General features: G+C 50.9%; 25 protein-coding genes and 1 pseudogene. 18 read left to right on the top strand and 8 right to left on the bottom strand.

From position 1 onward, the window contains the following. Nucleotides 1-8: 8 nt before the first annotated feature. Nucleotides 9-245 (bottom strand): TetR/AcrR family transcriptional regulator C-terminal domain-containing protein, encoded by a 237-nt coding sequence (locus P0X86_RS22235; protein ID WP_277746463.1) that lies wholly within the window; start codon nt 243-245, stop codon nt 9-11. Between the two features lie 218 nt (nt 246-463). On the opposite strand from P0X86_RS22235, the gene P0X86_RS22230 reads away from it, so the two are divergent. Further along, nucleotides 464-1,348 carry an HAD family hydrolase gene (locus tag P0X86_RS22230; RefSeq protein ID WP_277746462.1) on the top strand — a complete coding sequence of 295 codons (885 nt, stop codon included), beginning with the start codon at nt 464-466 and terminating at the stop codon, nt 1,346-1,348. A 14-nt stretch (nt 1,349-1,362) separates the two neighbouring features. Here P0X86_RS22230 and P0X86_RS22225 read toward each other — a convergent pair whose 3' ends face one another. Then, entirely contained in the window at nt 1,363-2,229 is an 867-nt protein-coding gene (locus P0X86_RS22225) for a LysR family transcriptional regulator (protein ID WP_192571183.1), read from the bottom strand. 144 nt (nt 2,230-2,373) lie between these two features. Here P0X86_RS22225 and P0X86_RS22220 point away from each other — a divergent pair, with 144 nt between their 5' ends. The 11 genes from P0X86_RS22220 (at nt 2,374) to P0X86_RS22170 (ending at nt 9,668) form a co-directional block, all read left to right on the top strand. Further along, complete coding sequence (locus P0X86_RS22220) at nt 2,374-2,721, top strand: DMT family transporter (RefSeq protein WP_277746461.1); 348 nt, start codon at nt 2,374-2,376, stop codon at nt 2,719-2,721. Beyond that, the gene (locus P0X86_RS22215) at nt 2,721-3,035 is read left to right on the top strand and encodes a DMT family transporter (RefSeq protein ID WP_009589782.1); all 315 of its coding nucleotides are present in this window, start codon (nt 2,721-2,723) and stop codon (nt 3,033-3,035) included. Before P0X86_RS22220 ends, P0X86_RS22215 begins: the two co-directional genes overlap by 1 nt. A 141-nt stretch (nt 3,036-3,176) precedes the next feature. After that, entirely contained in the window at nt 3,177-4,871 is a 1,695-nt protein-coding gene (locus tag P0X86_RS22210; RefSeq protein ID WP_277746460.1) for a M3 family oligoendopeptidase, read from the top strand. A 139-nt stretch (nt 4,872-5,010) separates the two neighbouring features. Beyond that, complete coding sequence (locus tag P0X86_RS22205; protein ID WP_277746459.1) at nt 5,011-5,892, top strand: GNAT family N-acetyltransferase; 882 nt, start codon at nt 5,011-5,013, stop codon at nt 5,890-5,892. 38 nt (nt 5,893-5,930) lie between these two features. Continuing rightward, nucleotides 5,931-6,476 (top strand): NUDIX hydrolase, encoded by a 546-nt coding sequence (locus P0X86_RS22200; protein ID WP_277746458.1) that lies wholly within the window; start codon nt 5,931-5,933, stop codon nt 6,474-6,476. A gap of 258 nt (nt 6,477-6,734) precedes the next feature. Continuing rightward, nucleotides 6,735-6,956: a hypothetical protein gene (locus P0X86_RS22195; protein WP_015736480.1), complete on the top strand. Its 222-nt coding sequence runs from the start codon at nt 6,735-6,737 to the stop codon at nt 6,954-6,956. An 11-nt stretch (nt 6,957-6,967) separates the two neighbouring features. Then, nucleotides 6,968-7,663 (top strand): cyanophycinase, encoded by a 696-nt coding sequence (locus tag P0X86_RS22190; protein WP_277746457.1) that lies wholly within the window; start codon nt 6,968-6,970, stop codon nt 7,661-7,663. 124 nt (nt 7,664-7,787) lie between these two features. Next, complete coding sequence (locus P0X86_RS22185; protein WP_192571190.1) at nt 7,788-8,141, top strand: DUF952 domain-containing protein; 354 nt, start codon at nt 7,788-7,790, stop codon at nt 8,139-8,141. Nucleotides 8,142-8,184: 43 nt separating this feature from the next. Further along, complete coding sequence (locus P0X86_RS22180) at nt 8,185-8,472, top strand: antibiotic biosynthesis monooxygenase family protein (protein ID WP_096776807.1); 288 nt, start codon at nt 8,185-8,187, stop codon at nt 8,470-8,472. Then, nucleotides 8,469-8,735, top strand: a complete 267-nt coding sequence (locus P0X86_RS22175) for a DinB family protein (protein WP_277746456.1) — start codon at nt 8,469-8,471, stop codon at nt 8,733-8,735. Before P0X86_RS22180 ends, P0X86_RS22175 begins: the two co-directional genes overlap by 4 nt. Before the next feature lie 18 nt (nt 8,736-8,753). Continuing rightward, nucleotides 8,754-9,668, top strand: a complete 915-nt coding sequence (locus tag P0X86_RS22170; RefSeq protein WP_277746455.1) for a phosphotransferase family protein — start codon at nt 8,754-8,756, stop codon at nt 9,666-9,668. Nucleotides 9,669-9,700: 32 nt separating this feature from the next. Here P0X86_RS22170 and P0X86_RS22165 read toward each other — a convergent pair whose 3' ends face one another. Together P0X86_RS22165 and clpP are read right to left on the bottom strand one after the other, a co-directional pair. Beyond that, nucleotides 9,701-9,913, bottom strand: a complete 213-nt coding sequence (locus P0X86_RS22165; RefSeq protein ID WP_009590043.1) for a hypothetical protein — start codon at nt 9,911-9,913, stop codon at nt 9,701-9,703. A gap of 71 nt (nt 9,914-9,984) precedes the next feature. After that, nucleotides 9,985-10,581: an ATP-dependent Clp endopeptidase proteolytic subunit ClpP gene (clpP, locus tag P0X86_RS22160; RefSeq protein ID WP_015736473.1), complete on the bottom strand. Its 597-nt coding sequence runs from the start codon at nt 10,579-10,581 to the stop codon at nt 9,985-9,987. Between the two features lie 161 nt (nt 10,582-10,742). Here clpP and P0X86_RS22155 point away from each other — a divergent pair, with 161 nt between their 5' ends. The 6 genes from P0X86_RS22155 to P0X86_RS22130 all read left to right on the top strand — a co-directional run bounded on the left by P0X86_RS22155 (nt 10,743) and on the right by P0X86_RS22130 (nt 16,237). Further along, nucleotides 10,743-11,477 (top strand): RNA polymerase sigma factor, encoded by a 735-nt coding sequence (locus P0X86_RS22155; RefSeq protein ID WP_277746454.1) that lies wholly within the window; start codon nt 10,743-10,745, stop codon nt 11,475-11,477. A 190-nt stretch (nt 11,478-11,667) separates the two neighbouring features. Next, nucleotides 11,668-12,180 (top strand): 8-oxo-dGTP diphosphatase, encoded by a 513-nt coding sequence (locus P0X86_RS22150; protein WP_277746453.1) that lies wholly within the window; start codon nt 11,668-11,670, stop codon nt 12,178-12,180. A gap of 18 nt (nt 12,181-12,198) precedes the next feature. Continuing rightward, nucleotides 12,199-12,873 carry an HAD family hydrolase gene (locus P0X86_RS22145; RefSeq protein WP_277746452.1) on the top strand — a complete coding sequence of 225 codons (675 nt, stop codon included), beginning with the start codon at nt 12,199-12,201 and terminating at the stop codon, nt 12,871-12,873. A gap of 18 nt (nt 12,874-12,891) precedes the next feature. Continuing rightward, on the top strand, nt 12,892-13,317 hold the full coding sequence (fosB, locus tag P0X86_RS22140; RefSeq protein WP_277746451.1) for a metallothiol transferase FosB: 426 nt from the start codon (nt 12,892-12,894) through the stop codon (nt 13,315-13,317). Nucleotides 13,318-13,362: 45 nt separating this feature from the next. Beyond that, entirely contained in the window at nt 13,363-13,947 is a 585-nt protein-coding gene (gene pgsA, locus P0X86_RS22135; RefSeq protein ID WP_277746450.1) for a CDP-diacylglycerol--glycerol-3-phosphate 3-phosphatidyltransferase, read from the top strand. 154 nt (nt 13,948-14,101) lie between these two features. Further along, complete coding sequence (locus tag P0X86_RS22130; RefSeq protein WP_277746449.1) at nt 14,102-16,237, top strand: Ig-like domain-containing protein; 2,136 nt, start codon at nt 14,102-14,104, stop codon at nt 16,235-16,237. Between the two features lie 106 nt (nt 16,238-16,343). Here P0X86_RS22130 and P0X86_RS22125 read toward each other — a convergent pair whose 3' ends face one another. The 4 genes and pseudogenes from P0X86_RS22125 to P0X86_RS22110 form a co-directional block, all read right to left on the bottom strand. After that, nucleotides 16,344-17,789 (bottom strand): methyltransferase domain-containing protein, encoded by a 1,446-nt coding sequence (locus P0X86_RS22125; protein ID WP_277746448.1) that lies wholly within the window; start codon nt 17,787-17,789, stop codon nt 16,344-16,346. Between the two features lies 1 nt (nt 17,790). Next, complete coding sequence (locus tag P0X86_RS22120) at nt 17,791-18,657, bottom strand: hypothetical protein (RefSeq protein ID WP_277746447.1); 867 nt, start codon at nt 18,655-18,657, stop codon at nt 17,791-17,793. A 22-nt stretch (nt 18,658-18,679) separates the two neighbouring features. Next, nucleotides 18,680-20,287, bottom strand: a complete 1,608-nt coding sequence (locus tag P0X86_RS22115) for a glycosyltransferase (protein ID WP_277746446.1) — start codon at nt 20,285-20,287, stop codon at nt 18,680-18,682. Beyond that, a pseudogene (locus P0X86_RS22110) lies at nt 20,284-21,392 on the bottom strand (glycosyltransferase). The gene P0X86_RS22115 and the pseudogene P0X86_RS22110 overlap by 4 nt, the downstream one beginning before the upstream one ends. Between the last annotated feature and the right edge of the window lie 208 nt (nt 21,393-21,600).

The following is a 21,600-nucleotide window of genomic DNA, read 5'->3' as shown; positions in this document are numbered from 1 at the left end:
CTCTCCGTTCATTCGTTCCCAATGCCTGCAAACAATGTATCCAACACCCGATGTACATACTCATTCTGCTCTTCATCGGACAAGGGGAGGCCTAGGAAGTTTAATTGAAAAGCATATTGATAGCAGCTTCCCAGCAGCATGTCCGCAGCGGATCTCGGGTTAACAAACTCCGATACTCTCCCGATTCGCTGCTCCTCGAGCAAATAGGATTCAACGGCTTCATTTGCCCGGTGGGGGGCCTTCATTCCGAGCGGTGAAGCACTCCCGATGCTGCGCTAACAGACCTGGCTCAGAAATAAACGCGTATTGAAGCGAAATAAGCAATTAAGCTTTACCATCTTCATCCCGGAAGTTGTATAATCATGGAAGACGTCTAACTCACACGTATGGCCCAGTCTTGGCATGAGCTATTCTAAGGCTGGGTTTTGTCACATACCGGACGGCGAAGGAGGACTGCTTCACTATGAAAAAAAGAGCATATATTACGGATCTCGACGGGACGCTTCTGCGATCGGATCTAACCTTATCACCCTATACGATGAACGTTGTCACGGATGCATTGGAGCGGGACTTGATCGTCACGTATGCGACTGCCCGCGGTTATATTAGCGCTCAAAGCGTCGTTTCGGATATCCCGTGGAAATACCCCGTGATTCTATATAACGGCGCTTTGATATATGACGGGTCGAATCAAACCGTTGTGGATGGATACTGGCTGGAGCGCGACATTTCGAATGAGATTATCGGCGTTGGGAAAAAGCACGGCATTACACCCTTTTATTTCTCGCTCGATAAGGACCAGCGGGAGCGTGTTCTGCATGAGACGCTGCGCAGAGAGGGAGAGATGACGTTCTATGCCGGCCGCCCCCATGATCCGCGGTTCCTGGAAGTGAAGAACTTGAACTGTCCACCGGATTACCGGACGTTGGCTCTTACCTACATCGGATTACATGAAGAATTGGAGCCGATTCGGCAAGAGGTCACGGCATTATACGGCGACGTGATTCATGCTCATATGATGCCGGATTATTACATTCGCAACCACTATTTCCTCGAATTCAGCCATGCCCAAGCAAACAAAAGAGACGGCCTCCAATTATGGTCCGCCCACATGGGGATTGATCTGGAGAACACGGTGGTGTTCGGCGACCACATCAATGATGTCGGCTTGTTCGAGGCCGGAGGGACGCGGATCGCGGTCCGGAATGCGCACGAGACAATCCAGCAGCTGGCTGATCATATTATCGACTCGAATGAGCTGGATGGCGTGGCGCATTATATCGAGCAGCAGATGGAACTGGCGGGAGAGCATACGATTATAACCACACTGGGAGGATCAACACGATAGGCAAGCATCCTAACTCATGATCTTCCCTTCATCTCAAAATTGACCTTAACCAGCTCGGCAAAAGCGGATAACGCCTTGTTCCTGAACCGGTCGTTGCGCCGGACCAGGCTTGTCGAGGTGTGCCGGAAGGCTTCCGGGATCGAGTAGCTGCCCAGATTGGCATATTCTCCGCTTAAGACGGAGCTGGGGAGCAGCGCAGCCGCAAGTCCTGACCGCACGATGCTGAGCTGGGTTTCCAACGAGGAGACCTCGATCATATTGGTTAGCGGAATGCCTTCGCTCAGCAACCATGCTTCAAGGGCGCTTCGAAACGGGCATCCCGCGGGGGCTACGGCCCATTTGGTTACCGCAAGATCGGGAAAGGGCTGCTCTTTGGATTTGGTCAACAGCATGACTTCATCCTCTTCTATATAATCGGCTACCAGCTTCGGCGGAATGGTTCCTGTCACAAAAGCCCCGTCCAGCTGATAGTTCAGAACTTGAGTAATCAGCTCCGAGGAGCTGCCGGTCAATAGGGACAGCGTGACGTCAGGGTACTTGGTTTGATAGTCGGACAAGGATTGAATGAAGTGCCCGCAATGAACCGTGTCCACGACGCCAATGGCTAATGAACCGCTTGGATACGGCTGTTCCTGCACGGTTCTCACTGCTTCTTCGGTCAGGTTGATGATGGTACACGCATAGTCCAGGAACATACGCCCTTTCTCCGTCAAGGTGACTCCATTGGAGTGCCTGTTAAACAAGGGAACCCCCAATTCATTCTCCAGTTTTTTGACCCGTGCCGTTACATTCGACTGCACATACCCAAGCTGCTCCGCGGCGCGGGTGATGTTACCTTCCTCCGCAATCCTGAGAAAAACCCTTAGATCAGTAAGCTCCATGCCAACACTCCTCTCCTTAAGACATCACTAAAAATGATGGCATCATTATTAATGATCATTATACAGCATGCCAAATTTGGATTACAATCACAACGATATCATAAACCGATTTAAACAAATACAGAGTGGAAGGGATGTTGGAGGATGAAGAAGGCATGGTGGCTCTTATTATTGGCGGGAGCGCTGGAGGTTGTCTGGGTATCCGGTTTAAAACATTCTGATGTATGGTGGCAGTGGGTCATCACCATCGCATCGATCGTATTCAGTTTTAAAGTTTTTTTGGACTCCGCGGCGAAGCTTCCCATCGGCACGGTCTATGTGATCTTCACGGGACTCGGCACAGCCGGCACGGTGCTGGTGGAGATTCTCGTGTTTGGCGAGGAAGCGAATCCCGTCAAGCTCCTACTGATTGCAATGCTGGCCGCAGGCGTGCTGGGGCTTAAGCTGGTCACGAAGGATACGGATCGTCAAGCGAAGGAGCGTGGCGTCTAATGGAATGGATCGCTCTGATTGCAGCCGGGTTGTGCGAGGTACTGGGTGTCATTGCCTTAAGACGGGTAACCCTGCATCGCAGCTTGGGATCCTACGTTTTTTTAGCCTGTTCGCTTGGCTCCAGTTTCCTGCTGCTGACGTATGCGATGAATTTCATTTCCATGGGAACCGCCTACGCGATTTGGACGGGAATGGGGACGGCAGGCAGCACGCTGCTGGGGATGTTTGCGTTCGGAGAACCGAAGGAATGGCGTCGTATGTTCTTCATCGCTTTGATTCTTGCTTCAGCCATCGGACTTAAGATTATGACGTAACCAGTCGGGGCGTACAGAATTTCATAGACTGTGAAGGATATTCGGATTTGTATATAGAATTTACATATAGTTTGGTGATTTGAAGCTATGCAATCAAACGCCAGGATGCATTTTTTATTTTGGAAAGGACAGGTGTATCTTATGAAATTCAGCGAGTATCGCTATGAACGCCCCGACGTAAAAGCTTTTGAGCAAAAGTTCAAGGAACAACTGAACGCCTTCACCTCCGCCGGCACGTACGAGGAACAGGATGAGGCGATGACCCGTATTAACAAACTTCGCAGCGAGATGGATACCCTGAGCCAACTGGTGTACATCCGCCACTCGATTGATACGAACGACGAGTTCTATAAGGCAGAGCAGGATTTCTTCGACGAGAACGGACCGGTCATCCAGGAATACATAACGGATTATTACCGCGCCCTCGTGGATTCGAAATTCAGAGCCCAGCTGGAGGACAAATGGGGACGGCAGCTGTTCCAGCTGGCAGAGTTATCGCTAAAAACCTTCAGCCCTGAGATCATCGAGGATTTGCAGCAGGAGAACAAGCTGACCACGGAATATGCGAAGCTGATCGCTTCTGCAAAAATCCAGTTCGAAGGCGAAGAACGCACCCTGTCGCAGCTGATTCCGTTCCAGCAATCGACGGATCGCGATATGCGCAAACGCGCAATGGAGGCTTCCAGCGGTTTCATGGCCGAGAACGAAGCCACCTTCGACCGCATCTATGATGATCTGGTCAAGGTGAGAACCAAGATTGCCAAGAAGCTTGGCTTCAACAATTACGTAGAGCTGGGTTATGCCCGCATGGCCCGCACGGATTACAATGCGGAGATGGTGGCTAATTTCCGTAACCAGGTGCTCGAGCATATTGTTCCGGTTGCGTCCAAGCTGAAAGAACGTCAGCAGAAGCGGATCGATGTGGACCAACTGTTGTACTACGACGAGAATTTTTCCTTCAAATCGGGGAATGCCACGCCGAAGGGCGACCCGGATTGGATCGTGAACAACGGCGCGAAGATGTACAAGGAATTGTCTCCGGAAACTCACGAGTTCTTCACCTTCATGCAGGAGAACGGCCTTATGGACCTGGTTGCCAAAAAAGGCAAGCAGAGCGGCGGATACTGTACCTATATCAGCGAGTACGGCGCACCGTTTATCTTCTCCAACTTCAACGGGACTTCCGGCGATATTGACGTGCTGACGCACGAAGCCGGTCATGCGTTCCAAGTGTACGAGAGCAGAGGTTTCGAGGTGCCGGAGTATGGATTTCCGACTTATGAGGCATGCGAAATCCATTCCATGAGTATGGAATTCTTCACTTGGCCGTGGATGGACCGCTTCTTCGAGGACGAGGCGGATAAATACCGCTTCGACCATCTGGCGAGCGGACTCATCTTCATTCCTTACGGGGTGACGGTTGATGAATTCCAGCACTTCGTTTATGAAAATCCGGATGCTACGCCGGCGGAACGGAAACAGGCATGGCGCGAGATCGAGCGGAAATATCTGCCGCACCGGAACTATGATGATAATGCGTATCTGGAGCAAGGCGGCTTCTGGCATAAACAAGGACATATCTTCAATTCGCCGTTCTATTATATCGACTATACGCTGGCTCAAATCTGTGCATTCCAATTCTGGAAGAAGATGCACGAGGACCAATCCGCGGCATGGGCGGATTATCTGCACCTGTGCCGTCAAGGCGGAAGCAAATCCTTCACTGAATTGGTGAAGGTCGCAGGACTGATCTCTCCATTCGAGGATGGCTGCGTCACTTCCGTCATCGGCAGCATCGAAGCTTGGCTGGACAGCGTGGACGATACAGCTCTTTAAATCGTAAATAAGTTATGCAAAGACATGCAGGAGCACACGAGTGGGTACATACTCAGGTGTTTCCTGCATGTTTTTCATAGTGAGCATCTCAAAACGCGACTCACTTTTTAATGCCCATAAACCAGGAGGAATAAAGACCATGATTACGTACAAACCGTTAAGCGAGCTTCCGATCCGGGAAGTATCCGAGCTTTGGAATCTCTCGTTTGAAGGCTACATGGTGAACGCTTCCATGCCGCTGGACCGCTTCATTGCCCGGATCGGGAATGACGCTTTATGTCTGGAGCGCTCACTCGCTTGTTACGTGGATGGCGTACCCGCCGGCATCGTCATGAACAGCTTTCGATTGGATCGCGGCGAATCCATTGCGCGTAACGGAGGGACGGCAATAGCTCCGGATTTCCGGGGCAAAGGGATCGGCAAATCCATGATGGAGAAAAACGACGACCTCTATAAGGAGCAAGGCGTGCGTCGTGCCTATTTAGAGGCGATTAGCACGAATGCGGCCGCGATTCGCCTTTATGAAAGCGTCGGATATGAAATCATCGATCGGCTGCTCATCATGACAAATGATCAATCGTTAGAGACGCAGGATCATCAGAATGCATCGACTCCGTTTACGTTGGTCAGAGGCCTAGCCGCGGAGGCTGCCTCCGCAGACTTCTATCGATCCGGTGAAGTCTGGCAGACAGACGCTGCCAGTATCAAGGATGGCGAGTGCGTGCTTGTTTATGAAGGGGAAGAACTTGTGGGCTACGGTTTGTTTAAGCGGGCGTTCGATGCTGCGGGCCGTTTGCAGGCCACCACGCTGTTCCGCTGTGAAGCCGCTCCTGGTTACCGGGAAGCCCAAGCCGTGTTGAAGGCAGCCGCGCTCGAGATGATGCAGTCTGGTTCCACTTGCAAGCGATCCGCATTCAATATCAGGGCTTCGCATAAGGAATTGGTGGATGTGCTGGAGGCGCTTGGGTTCGCCAGCTCGATGGAGCAGGTGCTTATGGTCCGCGACTACAACGCTACATAGGTTGTATGAATATCTGCATGGCTGGAGGAATTACGCTTATGAAAAAAAGCATGGATCTAACCCTGTATCCGGCCCTATCGAACGATATCCATTGGGGCGTGGTGCGAGCCCGTTTTGCCCTGGGCGAAGATTTCGAAGAATCGATGGTCAGCAATGTCACGATTATTCCATTCGCCGGGGAACGCTGCGTTATTTTTCAGATAGCGAACGGCAGCTGGGAGCTTCCTGGCGGAACCTTGGAGCCTGGCGAGTCTTATATCGAGGGACTCCGGCGGGAAGTAAGGGAGGAGCTTGGCGCAGAACTCGAGTCATACCGGGTCTTTGGCCAGTTTCGCTGCGAGTCCAGCAGCAAGACGCCTTATCGGCCGCATATTCCCCATCCTCAATTTGTCCGATTGGTTGGGTACGGGGATGTACGCATCGTTGGGGAGCCGCTGAATCCCGTGGATGGGGAGCAGGTCATCGCAGTGGAGGCGGTTGATCTGGAGGTAGCCGTAAGACGATTGGAGGAGACGGGCAGGCAGGATATCGCGGATCTTTACAAGCTGGCATATACCATACGACAAGGTGACCGCTTAGAGTAATCGACGATGACTCACTAGGTAGGGAGGATCGACTGTGAGATCTGCCTTACATCCATCCGACATGCCTGAGCAAGATCGAGCTGACCGATGACGTCCCTTCCATCCTCCTGCATGGGGATGTCAGTCATTATAGGGAGGAGCAAGGCCCATAGATCGGTTGGTAGCTGCCGGAGATTCATTATTCTGCCTGATTACGAGCTTGACTCCATAGCAGATGGTCTCAAACTCCCCCGAATTCCAAACAACTTCTAGGATGTGATGGATGCTGTGAGATTACCTTATAAAATAGGTTATGCGGTTACGTTGGTTTGGCTGGTCTGGATTGTATACGGTTATATGAATTATGACGATATCGCTGAGCGCGGCCAACTGTCCATCGTTCTGTTAAGCGCCGTGATTGGCATCATCCTGCTGCCGATCTATTTTATATCCGTACTGCTGTACTCTGTTTACAAACGGGATTCGGGAAAGAAAAAGTAAGGGGGGATATCTTGAAGGATCGATATCTATTTTTGCTTGGCGGTCATTCCTTTCAAGCCGAAGCCAATCGACGGTTTCTAGAGCAAGCGGGCGGTTCCCATGCCAGGATTGCGTTATGCATCATGAACCGGCCGGGCTGGGAGGAGTATGTTCCGTTGTTTCAGCAGATGTGGACTGAAGCGGGAATGACCCAGAACGTGAGCGTGATTGTTCCCGATGAAGACGGGAATCAAGACATGGAACAAGCTGAACAGGTGCTGTCATGGGCCACGGGAATATTTATTGGCGGGGGCAACACGGAGAAATACCATCGCTATTACGCGACGGGGCCTTTTAAAAAGCTGTTAATCGACCGCTACGAGAACGGCGTTCCGATTGCTGGCAATTCGGCAGGTGCCCTAATTCTTCCGGAGACATGCCTGATATCCCCGCTTGATAATGAACAAGGCATCATGATGTTTAAGCAAGGCGTAGGGCTGTTCTCGAATGTCTTGATCAGCGTTCATTATACGGAGTGGGACGACCAGTCCAACCTGCTGCAAGGAATGAAAACAAGGAAAGTGCGTTACGGCATCGGCATTGATGAGCAGGCATGCGCCGTTTTTATCAATGGACAGCTGGCGTCCTCGTTGGGGGAATCCGTCTACACCGTAACCTACGAGGATTTTGACGAGGACCGATATACGATTGTGAAGAGGACATCTTGAAGGATGTCTTCTTTTATCGTTCATCCGAAAAGAAGGTCACCTTGAAATAACGTATCGGGGATCTGGTTTTTCTATCGCAAGTGTGTCAAGATAAACGGAAAATAGACGGAGGAGATTGGACGGAATGATCTATCATATTATTTCGAAGCAAGCATGGATGGAAGCGCAAGGCAAGGACATGTACGAGCCGCCAAGCCTGCAGACGGACCGATTTATTCACTGCTCGACCGAGGCGCAAGTCAGCGGCGTAGCTAACACAATGTACACTGGTAGAACCGATCTGATCGTTCTGGGGATTCAAGAAGATCAGGTGGACGCGGAGATCATATTTGAGGATTTATATGAGCTGAATCAGCTGTATCCGCATATTTATGGCGGGTTAAACCTGAATGCGGTCCGGAAGGTTTATCGTTTGGAGGCGGATAAGGACGGCGCTTTTGCGTTCCAGGCTTCTCCTGAGCTTGAGTATAAAGGATAGAAAGGCCGTCATACCTTAACATAATCCAAAGGAGGAGGCATGTATGATACTCGAAGTCGCCATGCTGCAGGTAAAGCAAGGACAAACGTCGGATTTTGAACGGAATTTCCAAGTCGCGTCAGGAATCATCTCGAAGATGAAGGGCTACATCCATCATGAGCTGAAGCGTTGCTTGGAAGATGATCATAAGTACATTCTGCTGGTGAAATGGGAGACCCTGGAGGATCACACGATAGGTTTTCGGGAATCCGCGGAATATCAGGACTGGAAACAACGGCTGCATCACTTTTACGATCCGTTCCCTGTTGTAGAACATTATGAAGAGGTGTGAATCGAAGCATTATTTTTAAAGCCCCTGAACAAGCCATGCCCACCGGTATATTATCTTATGATGAAACGATGGATAAGCTGAATCGAGTACGGGAAACAACGAAGCAGATCATAACGAAGCTGGCTGAGCGAAATACGAATGATCTGCACGATCCTCACCCGTATGGATTCGAGCTGAATGCTGAACAATGGGCCCATTTTATAGCGATACACGAGACCCGGCATATCAGACAGCTGGGACGTATCCGGGAGGCGAATCAATAACCGTTAAGGCAGGTGTTCATGTTGAACGTCGAAGAGTTGATGACAGAGGTATACGGCATTCTGCCGCTTAAGGTCGAGCCCATGTCATTCGGCCATACCAATCAGGTGTACAGCGTAACATTTCCGGACCGGCAAATCATTCTCCGAACCAATCGCAAGCTCGACGTCCTGAAGCATACTGCAAACAACATAGCGATCCTATCATCGCTGGGCTTGCCGGTACCGAGCGTGATTCGAACGGATGTGTCCCTTCAGAAGGTCCCCTATGCATACATGATGCTGGAGCATGTTCCGGGCCGTGATCTGCGATATGAGCTTGAGGGCATGACGGATGAACAATTGGACGATCTCGCCGGACAGATCATCGTTTTCCAGCGCAAGGTGTCCGAGCTTCCCTTGGGCACCGGGTTCGGATGGGTTCCGATCGGAGAGCAGGGGCCTTTTACATCCTGGGCGGAGATCATCGATCGTGATATCCGCGATCATATCGGCAACATAACCGGTGAGGTTGCCCCGGACATCATCGTTCAATTGCAGCACATCAAGCGGCGATACGAGCCTGATTTCGACCGGATAGAGCCTGTCTGTTTCCTGGATGATCTCACGATCAAGAACGTGATTGTGTCCGATGGCACGCTGCAAGGTATCGTGGATTTCGATTGGGTCTGTTATGGAGATCCGCTGTACATGATCGCCCTCACCCAAACGGCGGTGGTCTCTGATATCGGAGACCGGGGAATGGCCTACGTGGAGGCGTTATGCAGGCAATGGGGAGCGGACCGGGAACAGCGGGCACTGATTGATTTTTATTCCGTCGTACATGCGCTGGCTTTTATCGGCCATCATCAGAGGGAGCGGAACGAGGCCTGCAAACAGCGCATGGTTTCATTCATAGTAGACAAAATAAAGCATGATGCAAACAGAACCGCATGAGCTTAAGAGCCCATGCGGTTCTTGTTGTCTTATCAAGAAGTTGGCGCAAATCCCACTCTCGGTTTGTCCCGTTCCTTGGTATTCACCGAAACGTAGCGGATCGCGGTTAACGGTACATACAGCATCTCGTATTCATCTTTGTATCGGATGAATTGTTCGCCTACTTCCTCCAGCGTGCCGTTCCGCACATAACTTCCATCCGTAAAATAGATGCTCACTTCCTGATTCAGCAAATTTTTCAGCATATACGGTTCACTCCTTCTGAATAAAATAGAGTATCGGGGCTAAACGGATCATGGGCATACATCGGATAGCGTCACAGTTTGGTGACGATGTCGTCAATGATCCCGTATTCCTTCGCTTCTTCCGCCGACATAAAATAATCCCGCTCCATATCCTTTTCGACGCGTTCGACGGACTGACCTGTGCGCTCGGATATAATATGCGCCAGCTTCTCACGGGTTTTCAGGATGCGTTTCGCCGTAATGGCGATATCGGTGGCCTGCCCCTGTACACCGCCCAGCGGCTGATGGATCATAATTTCGCTGTTCGGCAGAGCGAGGCGCTTGCCTTTGGCGCCGGCCAGCAGCAGGATCGCACCGTATGACGCGGCGAATCCCGTGCAGATGGTGTTGACTTGAGGTTTGATAATCTGCATGGTATCGTAAATGCCAAAGCCCGCGGATACCGAGCCGCCCGGACTGTTGATGTACATGTGGATATCCTTCTCAGGGTCCTCGGCCGCAAGAAACAACAGCTGCGCGATAATGCTGTTTGCGATGGCGTCATCGATGGCTGCGCCCACAAAGACGATCCGATCCTTCAGCAGTCGGGAATAAATATCGTATGATCGTTCGCCACGGTTGGTTTGCTCAACAACATAAGGAACAATATTCATGGTTTCATCCTCCATCTTCATAAGGTTTTCGTGATTCAGCAAGTAAACGAAGAGACCGCTGCAAAAGATACGAAAGAAACCATGAAATAAATTTTGATGACCGAGTAACGAAAAGCACGCTTCATTCGTTTACCTATAAGATATCCTACCGAGATGTGGAAAGGAGTTGGATTCCGATGACGATCTATCGACCGAGCGCCACCACGGCGGCCGACCAGGGCCTGGCGGAGCTGAATGCTGCCCTGCACAGGTATTGTCTGTCCCTTACAAACTCCTCATGGGATTCCGATGATCTGGTGCAGGACACATGGATCAAGGCGCTGGAGCATTTGCGGCAGCGGAGCCATGCCAATCCCGAAGCTCTCCTGCTTCGGATCGCCAAGAATACATGGATTGACCGGGTCCGCCGGGATCAGACCTACCGACGAATTCTGGATGAGAAGCTGGAACACGTATTGCCTAAAGAAGAAGCCTCGAACGAGGACGGCAAGCTGAACATCGAGTTCGCCTTTCAATGGCTGATGGAACATTTGTCGCCCCTGCAGCGAACGGTGCTGCTGCTCCGTGAGGTGTACGAATATTCCATTTCGGAAACCGCGAATATGCTGCAAACGACGGACGGAGCGGTAAAAGCGGCCCTTCATCGAGCTCAAAAGGTGCTGCAATCGTTGAACCCGGAGGAAGAGGAGCTTGGATTGGCTATGCCCGAAGAGGCAGAGATGACCCTGAATCTTCAGGCATTGGCAGAGGCATACCAATCCGGGGATGTCGAAGCTGTCGTTAGGCTGATTCAATGGAACAGCAGCGGGGCATCGGCCATTGGAAGCATGGCTCCGATGGAGGTTCAATCGCCGACCGCGAGTTATATGATGTTTGGCGGGTATTCGGCCGACATGCGAATGGCCGCGTAAAGCGAAGATTCGACCAGGTGGATCATACATTGCCGTTAAGGCCGGAGCAGAAGCTGCTCCGGCCTTTTTTGACGAGGATTAACAACCGGTGAATAGGGACAACCGATATACATGAATCTCCGTCCATCGTATCGTCTTCCAGCCCTTGGGGATGTATACTATAACCAAGCAGATCGGACAGGAATGAGGGATGAGGTTGCAGACCGAAGTGAAGCTGTACACCATGTGCATGATCCAAGACGGAAGCAGAATTTTGCTGATGAACAGACCGGATGACAAAGGATTCCCCGGATATATTGCCCCCGGCGGCAAGGTGGATTTTCCGGAAAGCATTGTAAACGGAGCCATTCGGGAGGTTCGGGAGGAAACCGGCTTGATTGTGAAGGACATCATCTATAAAGGCCTTGAAGAATCCTGTGAACCGAATACGGGGCTTCGGTACATGGTATTTAATTATTTGGCCACTTCCTTTGAAGGGGAGCTGCTGGAGCATCCTCCCGAAGGGGAGCTGTTATGGGTGGATCGCGAAGAGGCGTTGAAACTGCCCATGCAGGATTGGTTTAAACGAAGGTTTCCTTTGTTTTTCGAAGAGGGGACATTTGAATTAAGCGAGATATGGGATGAGCAGACAGGACACGTTCTGGAGGAAACGGTCAGGCGGTATCCTGCAAGAATACCACAGGCGGCAGGTCTCGCCGATTAACGAAGGGAGCGTTGCGGCATGGCGGTCAAGGCGGTGTTCTTCGATTTATATGAGACGTTAATCACGGAGTTCGCAGACGGCAAGCGGGTATCCAAGAGATCCTATGACTACATGGATAGACTCGGGCTTTCGGACGCGGAGTTTAAACAGGAGTGGAGCACTCGTTCGGAGCGAAGAATGAATGGGCATTTTCCCGACTATCATTCGGTGATCCGTGACATTCTGGATTCTCGCAGTTTGCCCTATCCTCAGGAACACGTGGAATTCCTATATCAGTCGAGAGTCGGCGAGAAGAAAATTCCTTTCCAAACAATCTCGAAGGAGATCTGCAGGCTGCTGGAACTTCTGCGTGAACGGGGACTGAGGCTGGGCTTGATCAGCAATTGCTCGGAAGAAGAGGTGGTTTCTTTTGGCCAGAGCGGATTGGCCCCCTACTTCGATGACGTTATCTTCTCTTATCAGGTTGGGGTAGCCAAGCCGAATGCAGAAATCTATCGCTTGGCTTGTGAGCGCTTATCCGTAAGACCGGAGGATGCCCTGTTTATCGGGGACGGCGGTTCAGATGAGCTGAGAGGCGCGGGGAGTGCCGGATTAAGGCCATATCACGCCTATTGGTACAATACGTTTATGGAGAGCGGGTATGAGAAGATCCGTCAACCGCTGCATGTGCTGGACATCATTGAATCTATATAGAAAGGGAGCCGCCGAACAATGAATCTGCAGGCCATTAACCATCTCTGCTTTTCGGTTTCGCACTTGGAACGGTCCATTGATTTTTACAGGGACGTGTTTGGAGCCAAGATTCTGGTCAGAGGGCGAAAGCTGGCTTATTTCGATCTGAACGGGCTGTGGATTGCTCTAAACGAAGAAGACGTGGACCGAAGCACGGCAAACAGAACCTATACGCATATTGCATTTACCATCGATGAGCAGGATGTGGAACCGACGCTGCTTCGCCTTCAATCGCTCCAAGTGGAGATTTTGCCGGGTAGGGCAAGGGACGAGAAGGATAAGAAGTCGATTTACTTCCTGGATCCGGACGGCCACATGTTCGAGTTTCATACGGGCGGATTGCAGGACAGGCTGGACTATTACCGAGCGGATAAAGAGCACATGACCTTTTACGATACCGAATAGTTGGGGGAAGGAACGATTTCAATTGCAGATCGAGGAGATGAGCCGATGAACCTTGCCAACCGCATAACGATAGCCAGAATATTATTGATTCCCGTCTTTATTTTATTTTTTGCCGAGTATCCGTTATGGTTGACCGAGAACAGCCGCTTCTTCGGATTCATTCATGCTTATGGAACCTACATCGCGCTGGGCGTGTTCATTCTTGCATCGGCTACGGACAAGCTGGACGGTTACATTGCACGGAAATTGAATCAAATCACGAACCTTGGAAAATTGCTGGACCCGCTCGCAGATAAACTGCTCATATCGGTCGCCTTAATCATGATGGTTCAATCCGGCATGGTTGCGACTTGGATCGCCGTTGCCATCATCGCCCGGGAATTCATCATCACGGGACTTCGGATGGTCGCCTCCGAGCAGGGAATCGCATTGTCTGCTGATAGGCTCGGCAAATTGAAAATGGTCCTTCAAGTCACTGCCATAGCAGCGGTATTGCTGGATAACGCTCCGTTTACGTTCATCAGGATGGTTCGAGTGGACGAGATGCTCATGCTTGCGGCAGTAGCCTTAACGATTTACTCAGGCATCCATTATCTGTGGAACAATGTTAAACTCATTCAACTAAGCTGAGGAGTTTATTTTTAATGAATAATCGCAGATGGGAAAATATCCTACTTTGTGCCCATTTTGGGCTCGGAAGGTAACGATTTAATCCGGGACTGTCGATATACAGATAGACTGGAAAAAAAGCCTGCGAGACAGAAGGTACAAAGGAGAGAAATAAATGAGCTTAAACAGAAAGACAACGAAGATTTTTCTTGTCGTTGTGATGATGTTGGCGATGGTTTTTCCAACCAGCGTATTCGCCGCCTCCGGGGACGTAACATCGATTGAATTTGATACGAACGAGAGCAAAATTTACTTAACCGTTAATGAAACAACGGAACAACTTCGCGTATTGGCTAACATTGAAGGATCTTCCACGAAGAAGGACGTAACCAACGAGACGACATGGACTTCGTCCAACACGAGAATCGTAAAGGTTGACGGCGGTCTTATTATTCCGCTGGAGAAGGGGACGGCCCGTATTACGGCAAAATACAAAGGCGCAATCAAAACGATTGATGTCGACGTCAAATTTGCCATCGACGAGTTCAAGCTGGATCAGCCGGATAAAGTGGAGCATAAGCTTGGAACGGAAGGTTTGACCGTTAAAGCACTGGCTGACGGAACGAACGACGTGACAACGGAAGCGAAGTGGACCACTTCCGATGACAGCGTAGTGAAAGTAAGCAAAGGGGAACTGACCCTCGTAGGACTGGGCAGCGCAACCGTGACTGCGGATTACAAAGGGCTCAAGGCTTCCTTTACGGTCAAAGTCGTCGCTCCTTACCAAAAGCTTGCGATCGTTCCGGGCGAGGATCAGGAGCTGCTAGTCGGTGATGCGCCTGTGGATCTTAAAGTATTCGCCAAGCAGTCGGAGACCGATGCGGGTACGGACGTAACGGACAAGGTAGAGCTGAAATCGTCCAACACTTCCGTAGCAACGGTTGAGGATGGCAAGCTGAAGCCGGTGGCATTGGGTAAATCCACGATCAGCGTGAGCTATCTGGGTTCGACTGCCAAGCTGGATGTGTATGTGCGCAATCCATATGAAGCTTTGATATTGGATCAGACGGATTTCGTCAAGAATCCGGTTCTGTTTATGAACGATTCGATTACGGTAAAAGCCAAGGTTCGTAATGCGGCTTCCCAATCCATCGACGTGGCCGGGGAATGGACCTCATCCAATCCGCTGGCGGTATCCGTCAACGGTGGTGTGATTACGGCAAGAGCCAAGGGAACCTCCACCATCAAGGTGAGCTACCTCGGAATCAGTAAAGAATTTACCGTTAAGGTGTATCCGACGGTAACCAAGTTTGAAACAGAGGACACGAAGGTAGAGGTGCTGAAAGACGAATCCAAATCCTTCCCTAAAGTGACGGGAACCCTTCTGGACGACGAGGAAGAGGATTTCAGCAGCGCGGTGACCTGGACTTCGAGCGATGAGAACGTGGTAACGACCGAAGACGGCAAAATCAAAGGTATCGATGCCGGTACAGCAACAATCACCGGTAAGATCGGTTCCAGAGAAGTAGCGACGCTGCCGGTTACGGTTAACGAAAAAGTGCTGGTGCTGCTGCCGGATATAGAGGAGTATCAGCTGGTTATAGGCAGAAGCAACGCGCTGCCGAAAGTAAGTGCCGTATTCGAGGATGGCGAAGAGAGCGATGTGACCTCTTCCATTGAATGGTCGCTGACAGGATCTGCGGCTGTCATTAAAGACGGTACGATCAAGGGCTTAACGAAAGGCTCGACAACGCTGAAAGGTACTTACTTGAATAAAGAAGTCAAGATTCCGGTCGTGGTTGAACAGGAAGTCGTTAAGATTGTCGTAGAGCCGGAGAATATCGACCTCAACATCAAGAAATCCAAATCGATTAAAGTTACAGGCTACTACAGCAACGGCAAAACGGTTTCGCTCTCATCCAAGATGAATTGGAGTTCTTCGGACACTGCGATTGTAACGGTATCCAGAACCTCCGTTAAGGCGGTTGCCGAGGGTAAGGCAACGATTACGGGTTCATACCAAGGCAAAGAAGTCACCGTTAAGGTGAACGTGGTTCCGAAGATGACGAAATTGATTGCCAGCGAGAAGAAACTGAACTTGAAGCCCGGTGACGTTAAAACCGTAACGGTTACGGCCGAATATGATACCGGCGCAAAAACGAGTGTTGGGGACACCGCTGTGTGGACAACCAGCAACTCCAGCGTGGCCAAAGTAACGAACGGACGCATTGAAGCGATCGCAAAGGGAACCGCCCGCATTAAGGGGCAGTACAATTCGAAGACCGTAACCATTACCGTGTCTGTTAAATAGTTAGAATACATGCTGCAACAGCCCGGCTCTAAAGATGAGCGGGCTGTTGTCTGTTCACATGGGATCTTTCTGGGGTAAAGCGTGATGAGGTCAAAATTCCAGGCTGCTACGTTCTCAGAAACCAGGCTAGCAGATGGCCGTTATAGATCTCTATCGATTTCACTTGAAAATTTGTCGTTTCGGCGAGTACATACATTTCATCGATCGAATAATATTTCATCTCGGCATCAACAAAACCGTCTCCTATCCGGTAGTAAGGCATATCGAGGAGATCAGGATCCTGACGAGCAGGCGCAAAATGCCGTTTCCACGGCGTTGAGATGAGCAGGCTTCCCCCAGGCATCAGTTTGTCATGGATTTTGCGGAGAACCGGTATCGGATTGTAATTCATATGCTCGAGCACTTCCGTAAAGAGAACGATATCGTACCGTTCGTTTCCCGGAATATCCTCGGCTTCCACATTGCACTGGCTCCACCGGATCCCGTAGTCCTGTTCCAGCTCCACGGACCAGTAATCCGCCATGTGATCCAAGCCGTGTGCTTGAGCTCCGGACAATACGCTGTACATTAGCAGCGTACCGTAAGCAGCGCCGATATCTAGCACCTTGGCGCCCCGGTTCACAAGCAACGAGTCCAGGATCGGAAGCAGCGGGTACCAGTAGCTGGCTTCTTCATCCTTGTAAACAGACAGATAGTGGCTCCCATTCCGCTTGGCATGATAGGAAGAGATGATCGTTTGGGCACGGGACAGTTTCTCGTCAGGCGATAGATCATCATCAAAAGGCTGCCTGCATTGCCGCTCGGCAGCCTCGGGTAACGGTCCGACCGTTCCAACGCTGACGAGCAGGTATCCGGGCACATTGCGCTTCTCGTATTCAGGGAGTCTATGGTACCACATTGTCAGCCAATGCTTGACGGTCTGGGAATCCCGGATGAAATCAAGAAAATCCAAACTGTCCAAAAAGCCGATGCTGCTCTCCTCGATCAACGTTATACCGCACCGCTCAAATTGATTTCTGAGCGTGGAGGCGGGATGCTCCGTGCCATACATCCAGGTGCCCAGCTGTTCGGCGGCTTCTTTTCCCGCACGATACGGCAAACATTCCGCAAAAGGGGTGAGGATCAGCATCGTTCCTCCCGGCTTGGTAACCCGTTTCATTTCCCTTAATATCGCGATCCGCTCTTCTTCCTCAAAATGCTCCAGCACCCCCGCATTCCAGGTTAGATCAAAGTGCTGGTCAGGAAGCCGCATCTCCCTAATATCGGAGAGAACAAAGGTGCCCGGAACCTTGGCGCTGTAAAAGGCGCTCCGGCTGTTGTACAGCGCATTCTCGGAATAGTCGACCAGCGTCACTTCCGCATGCTCAGCAGCCAGGCGCAGCGAAATCTTGCCCGTTCCGGAACCGGCCTCGAGTATTCGCTTCCCTTCGATGCCTCCTGTAACCTCCATGATCTTATCGTAGATGGTTTGGCTTAGTGAATCCCAGTGATAGGATATCTCCCGGGACCATAGCTGATCCCAAATCTTCTTCTGGCGTTCATCCGGCAGCATATCATTCGGTCACCCCTTTGTGTTCTGGCGTGTACTTGCGAAACAGCCGGTGGAACTCACCGGAGCCGTTGTGAATCTCAGCCAGTTCTCTCAATCCGTACGCCCCGTATTGATGAAACAGGCCAGCCTCGTTCATGGAAAATTCGGTGTATTTGTCCGGCATCGACATGCGTTGGGCCATGGTTGCGTGGTATACCCAGGAGGCCAGGCAGCATTTCGGCCTCCATGCCGTGCGCGTTCCCATATAATACCGCATGCCCAGAAGCAGACTGTCATCCTCATAGCCCTGCTTGCCGGATAAGAATCGAGTATCATAACCTCCAATATGGCGAAGGGCTTCCGCACGGTGAACGACCGGATGCACGAATCCATCCGCAATCCCTTCTCTTGACAGCCGCTGGAGCGTTTCGCTGAGCTCACCCGGTGTTTTCGGAAGAACAATGAACTCACCCAAGGGCTGCAGTTCTCCGGTTGAAGTAACGATGCCGGGCGATACCATAGGTTCGTCGTTACATTCCAGATAACGAAGAAGAGGTTCGTGCCAATCCGGAGGAAAGAGCATGTCGACATGAATTTCGGAGATGTACCCCGCTTCTGGGAAGTGCTCCCATATGAATTCAAAACACGCTTGCCTGGCGGCGGCGATGCCGATATTCGCTCCGTTCCCGAGAATAACACCGGACAGGCCTAACGTTTGCAGCCATTCTTGCAGCTCTTCATTCGTAAGGCATCCTTGATTAAACAGAACCGTCCTATGCTCCCGGGAGCGCCGCAGACTGCTTAACGCCAGGCTGGCCATGTGTAAATCATTCTCGCGCGAGCTCTCCCGAATGAATAAGGGCAAGGTATGAATGATCTTCAATTCCATCGCTTCCTCTTATGGTTATTCGTTATTCCATCCATTCAACAAGCGTAGGCGATTCCTCCAGAATGGAGTCGTATTGTTCTTTCGAGCCGAACTCTGCTTCAGGATCAAGCTGACGATAACGCCTGAGCTTCTCCAGCCTGTATTCCGGTTTGGCCCACCCGTAATGCTTAAGGCGAATGGCTGAAAGATGGTGGGGAAGATCGAATACATTCGCCGGGAACCTTCCACAGTGCTGAGGCGTCTCTTTCCAGCAATACTTCATTTCGGGACGGTAACGCAGAAGAAAAGGGCGATAGGTTCTATGCGAGCTCCAGAATTCATCGTCCCGGTAATGGGTTTCGTTCCAAAAATCATAGAGCCGGAAGCAATACAAATCGAACTCGTTTTGCTTCAGCATGGAAGGAAGCTCAGCCGTAAAGGAAGACTCAAACCATTCGTCCGCATCCAAATTCAGAATCCATTCGGGATGAACGTTCAAGGTTTCGCGCCATTGTTGCTTTCTCAGCTCAACCTCGTTGTGAAACAGGGATGCCTCGTTGCTGATCAGACGCAGCGGAATTCCCTTCAAAACTTCCATACATACATCCAGCGTGTTATCCGTACTTGCATCATCGATAATAACGGCTAAGTCAATGTAGTCCCGATGCCGTTCAAGCGCTTGCCGCAGATAGCGTTGGCCTTCATTCTTCAGAACCATCGTCAGGGTGAGCGATGGGCGGGCCGTGCGGCGATTCGCATCAATGGGGCTGAGACAGCCCTCTTCTCGTTCCTCGAGGCAGCTTCGAGTAACCTCGGGGATGGATGTAGTCTTATCCGTTGCCTTCAGGAACAGTCCGGCATGGTGAAGATCGCTTTCACGGTAGATATGGTAAGCCGGGTAGTGCGTATCTACATACAAGGTGAACCCCAGCGCAGCCGCCCGAATGCTGAAATGCCGATCCTCTCCCCAGAAGGACAAATTGTAGATGGGTTTATAGTTAACCCCGCGCACAAGAGCCCGGCGGCTGATTAAAGTGCAAGCTCCGAGTCCGCCGACTTCATACACGCCAGCCTCCGCTAACCGGCTCACGAATTGTTGATAGCGATGTTCCTTTTGGGCTTCGTCCAACGTTTCGCCCGCCTGTTGTTCGTATTGGGTATATTCATCCTTGAGCCACACCTGGGGATGGGGGCGTGAGTCCGGCTGCCAACGGGTCCAGAAGATTTCCGAAATGATATCTTTGTCGGTGGCGATGAGGTGAATCAGGGTCTGCGGTGCCAGCAGCAAATCCGAATCGACCAGAAACAGATAGTCAAACCGTAAGTCAAGCGCATATTGAATGATCTTGTTCTTATAATCGGCTACCTTCCAAATCAATCGATCGTTCCAATAATGGGTTGTCTCGTCGCGGATATATTTGTGATCATCAGGCGTATGGGCGCTGTGGATAACCACCCGGTTAACTTCTTTCATAAATCGGCTCAATCTGGCGCTGGATAATTCATCGTTGTTGTCATCGATAAAGAAGTAGCAAAGCTCCAAGGAATTTTGCTCCAGCCGCAGCAATGAGGTTAGGAAATGGTCCAGAATCTCCGGTTTCTGCCGTACAGGACTCCCGATCAAAACGCGTCTGCGCCCCTGGGTCGTCATGAGCTCTGCCTCTCATCGTCACGCTGAAGCTCCTGCAGCTTGTTTCGAAAATATTCTTGGTTCGCCAGCATGGTCTCATCGCCCGGTCGGTAGGCAAGCGCCTTCTCATTATGCTGATTGGCAATCGCATAAGCTCCGATTCGGTCGTAACAAACGGCCAATTGCAGATGGGGAAGCCATGTGGAGAAGGAGGGGTTATGAAATCCCATGTAATCCGGAGGCAGCTCAAGCATGTAGCCAGCTTATACCAGTAGATGGCCGTATCATATTGGTTTTTCTCGAGAAAATGGTAACCGATGCGGCAGCAGAATTCGGACCGCGGCGGCGCATATTGCAGGGATCGGAGAGAGGATTCAAATGCGGCTTGCCCGTTTCCGAGCTCGTGATGGCAATCGGACAGCCTGCTGCAGGCCGAGAGAACATCCTCGATCCAGCCTTTTTCCGTATGTAAGAATCGTTCGTAATAATCGATCGCTTTCTCGAAAAGACGGTGATCCTTTAGTTCATTCGCATAATAGAACAGATCCCGCGGGGTGAACGATTCGCCGGCTGCCTCGCGCTGCACATAGATTCTGAGATTCCGGCCGGTGTCCGGATCATGATTCGAGCTGAGATGGGTAATGGCAATATCGCTATTCATAACATGACCGTAGACTTCCAAATATTCGTGGACGGGCCCGATCCATCGAAAGGCCCTGCTCCGTTTGACAAGACGATTGCGCCGCAGACGGAAGGTGATATTGCCGAATTCATCCGAGCTCAAATGATAGAGCATGGTCACGGAATCGATGTCGGGCGCAAGGTTTTCTTTAAGCGCTATTAGTTTCAGCCGGTCTTCTTCAAGCAGCACGTCGTCGGCATCGAGCCACAGGATATAGTCCTGGGTGGCTTTGCTAAAAGCAAAGTTTCGCGCAGCCGCAAAATCGTCGATCCATTCAAAATCATAAACGGCCGCCTGAAAGGCCCGGGCGATTTCTTTCGTGCGATCGGTGGAGCCTGTATCCACAACGACGATCTCATCCACGATGTCTGCAATCCGGGACAGACAGCGGTTCAAATGATGTTCCTCATTTTTTACGATCATGCATAGGCTGATAGCGATCAATACATCACCCCCGCGTATAGTCCATTCCAAAGAATATGCCAGATATATATTCAGGTCGGCGTACGAAATGAACCGCCGAGCGCCAAATTGAACCCGTGCGTATCAAAAAATGACGAATATCGCTTCTTTAAGCTCGTTTTTTAATGCGGCTGACAAAAAAACGGTCACATAGACCGTTTTTTGGCTTGCACCTCGTCGAACAGTAGGG

This window comes from Paenibacillus sp. BR1-192 (genome assembly GCF_029542445.1).
Lineage (GTDB): Bacteria > Bacillota > Bacilli > Paenibacillales > Paenibacillaceae > Paenibacillus_AQ > Paenibacillus_AQ lautus_A.
Note: the sequence above shows the minus strand (reverse complement) of the source record. Positions and strands in the feature narration are given on the sequence as shown.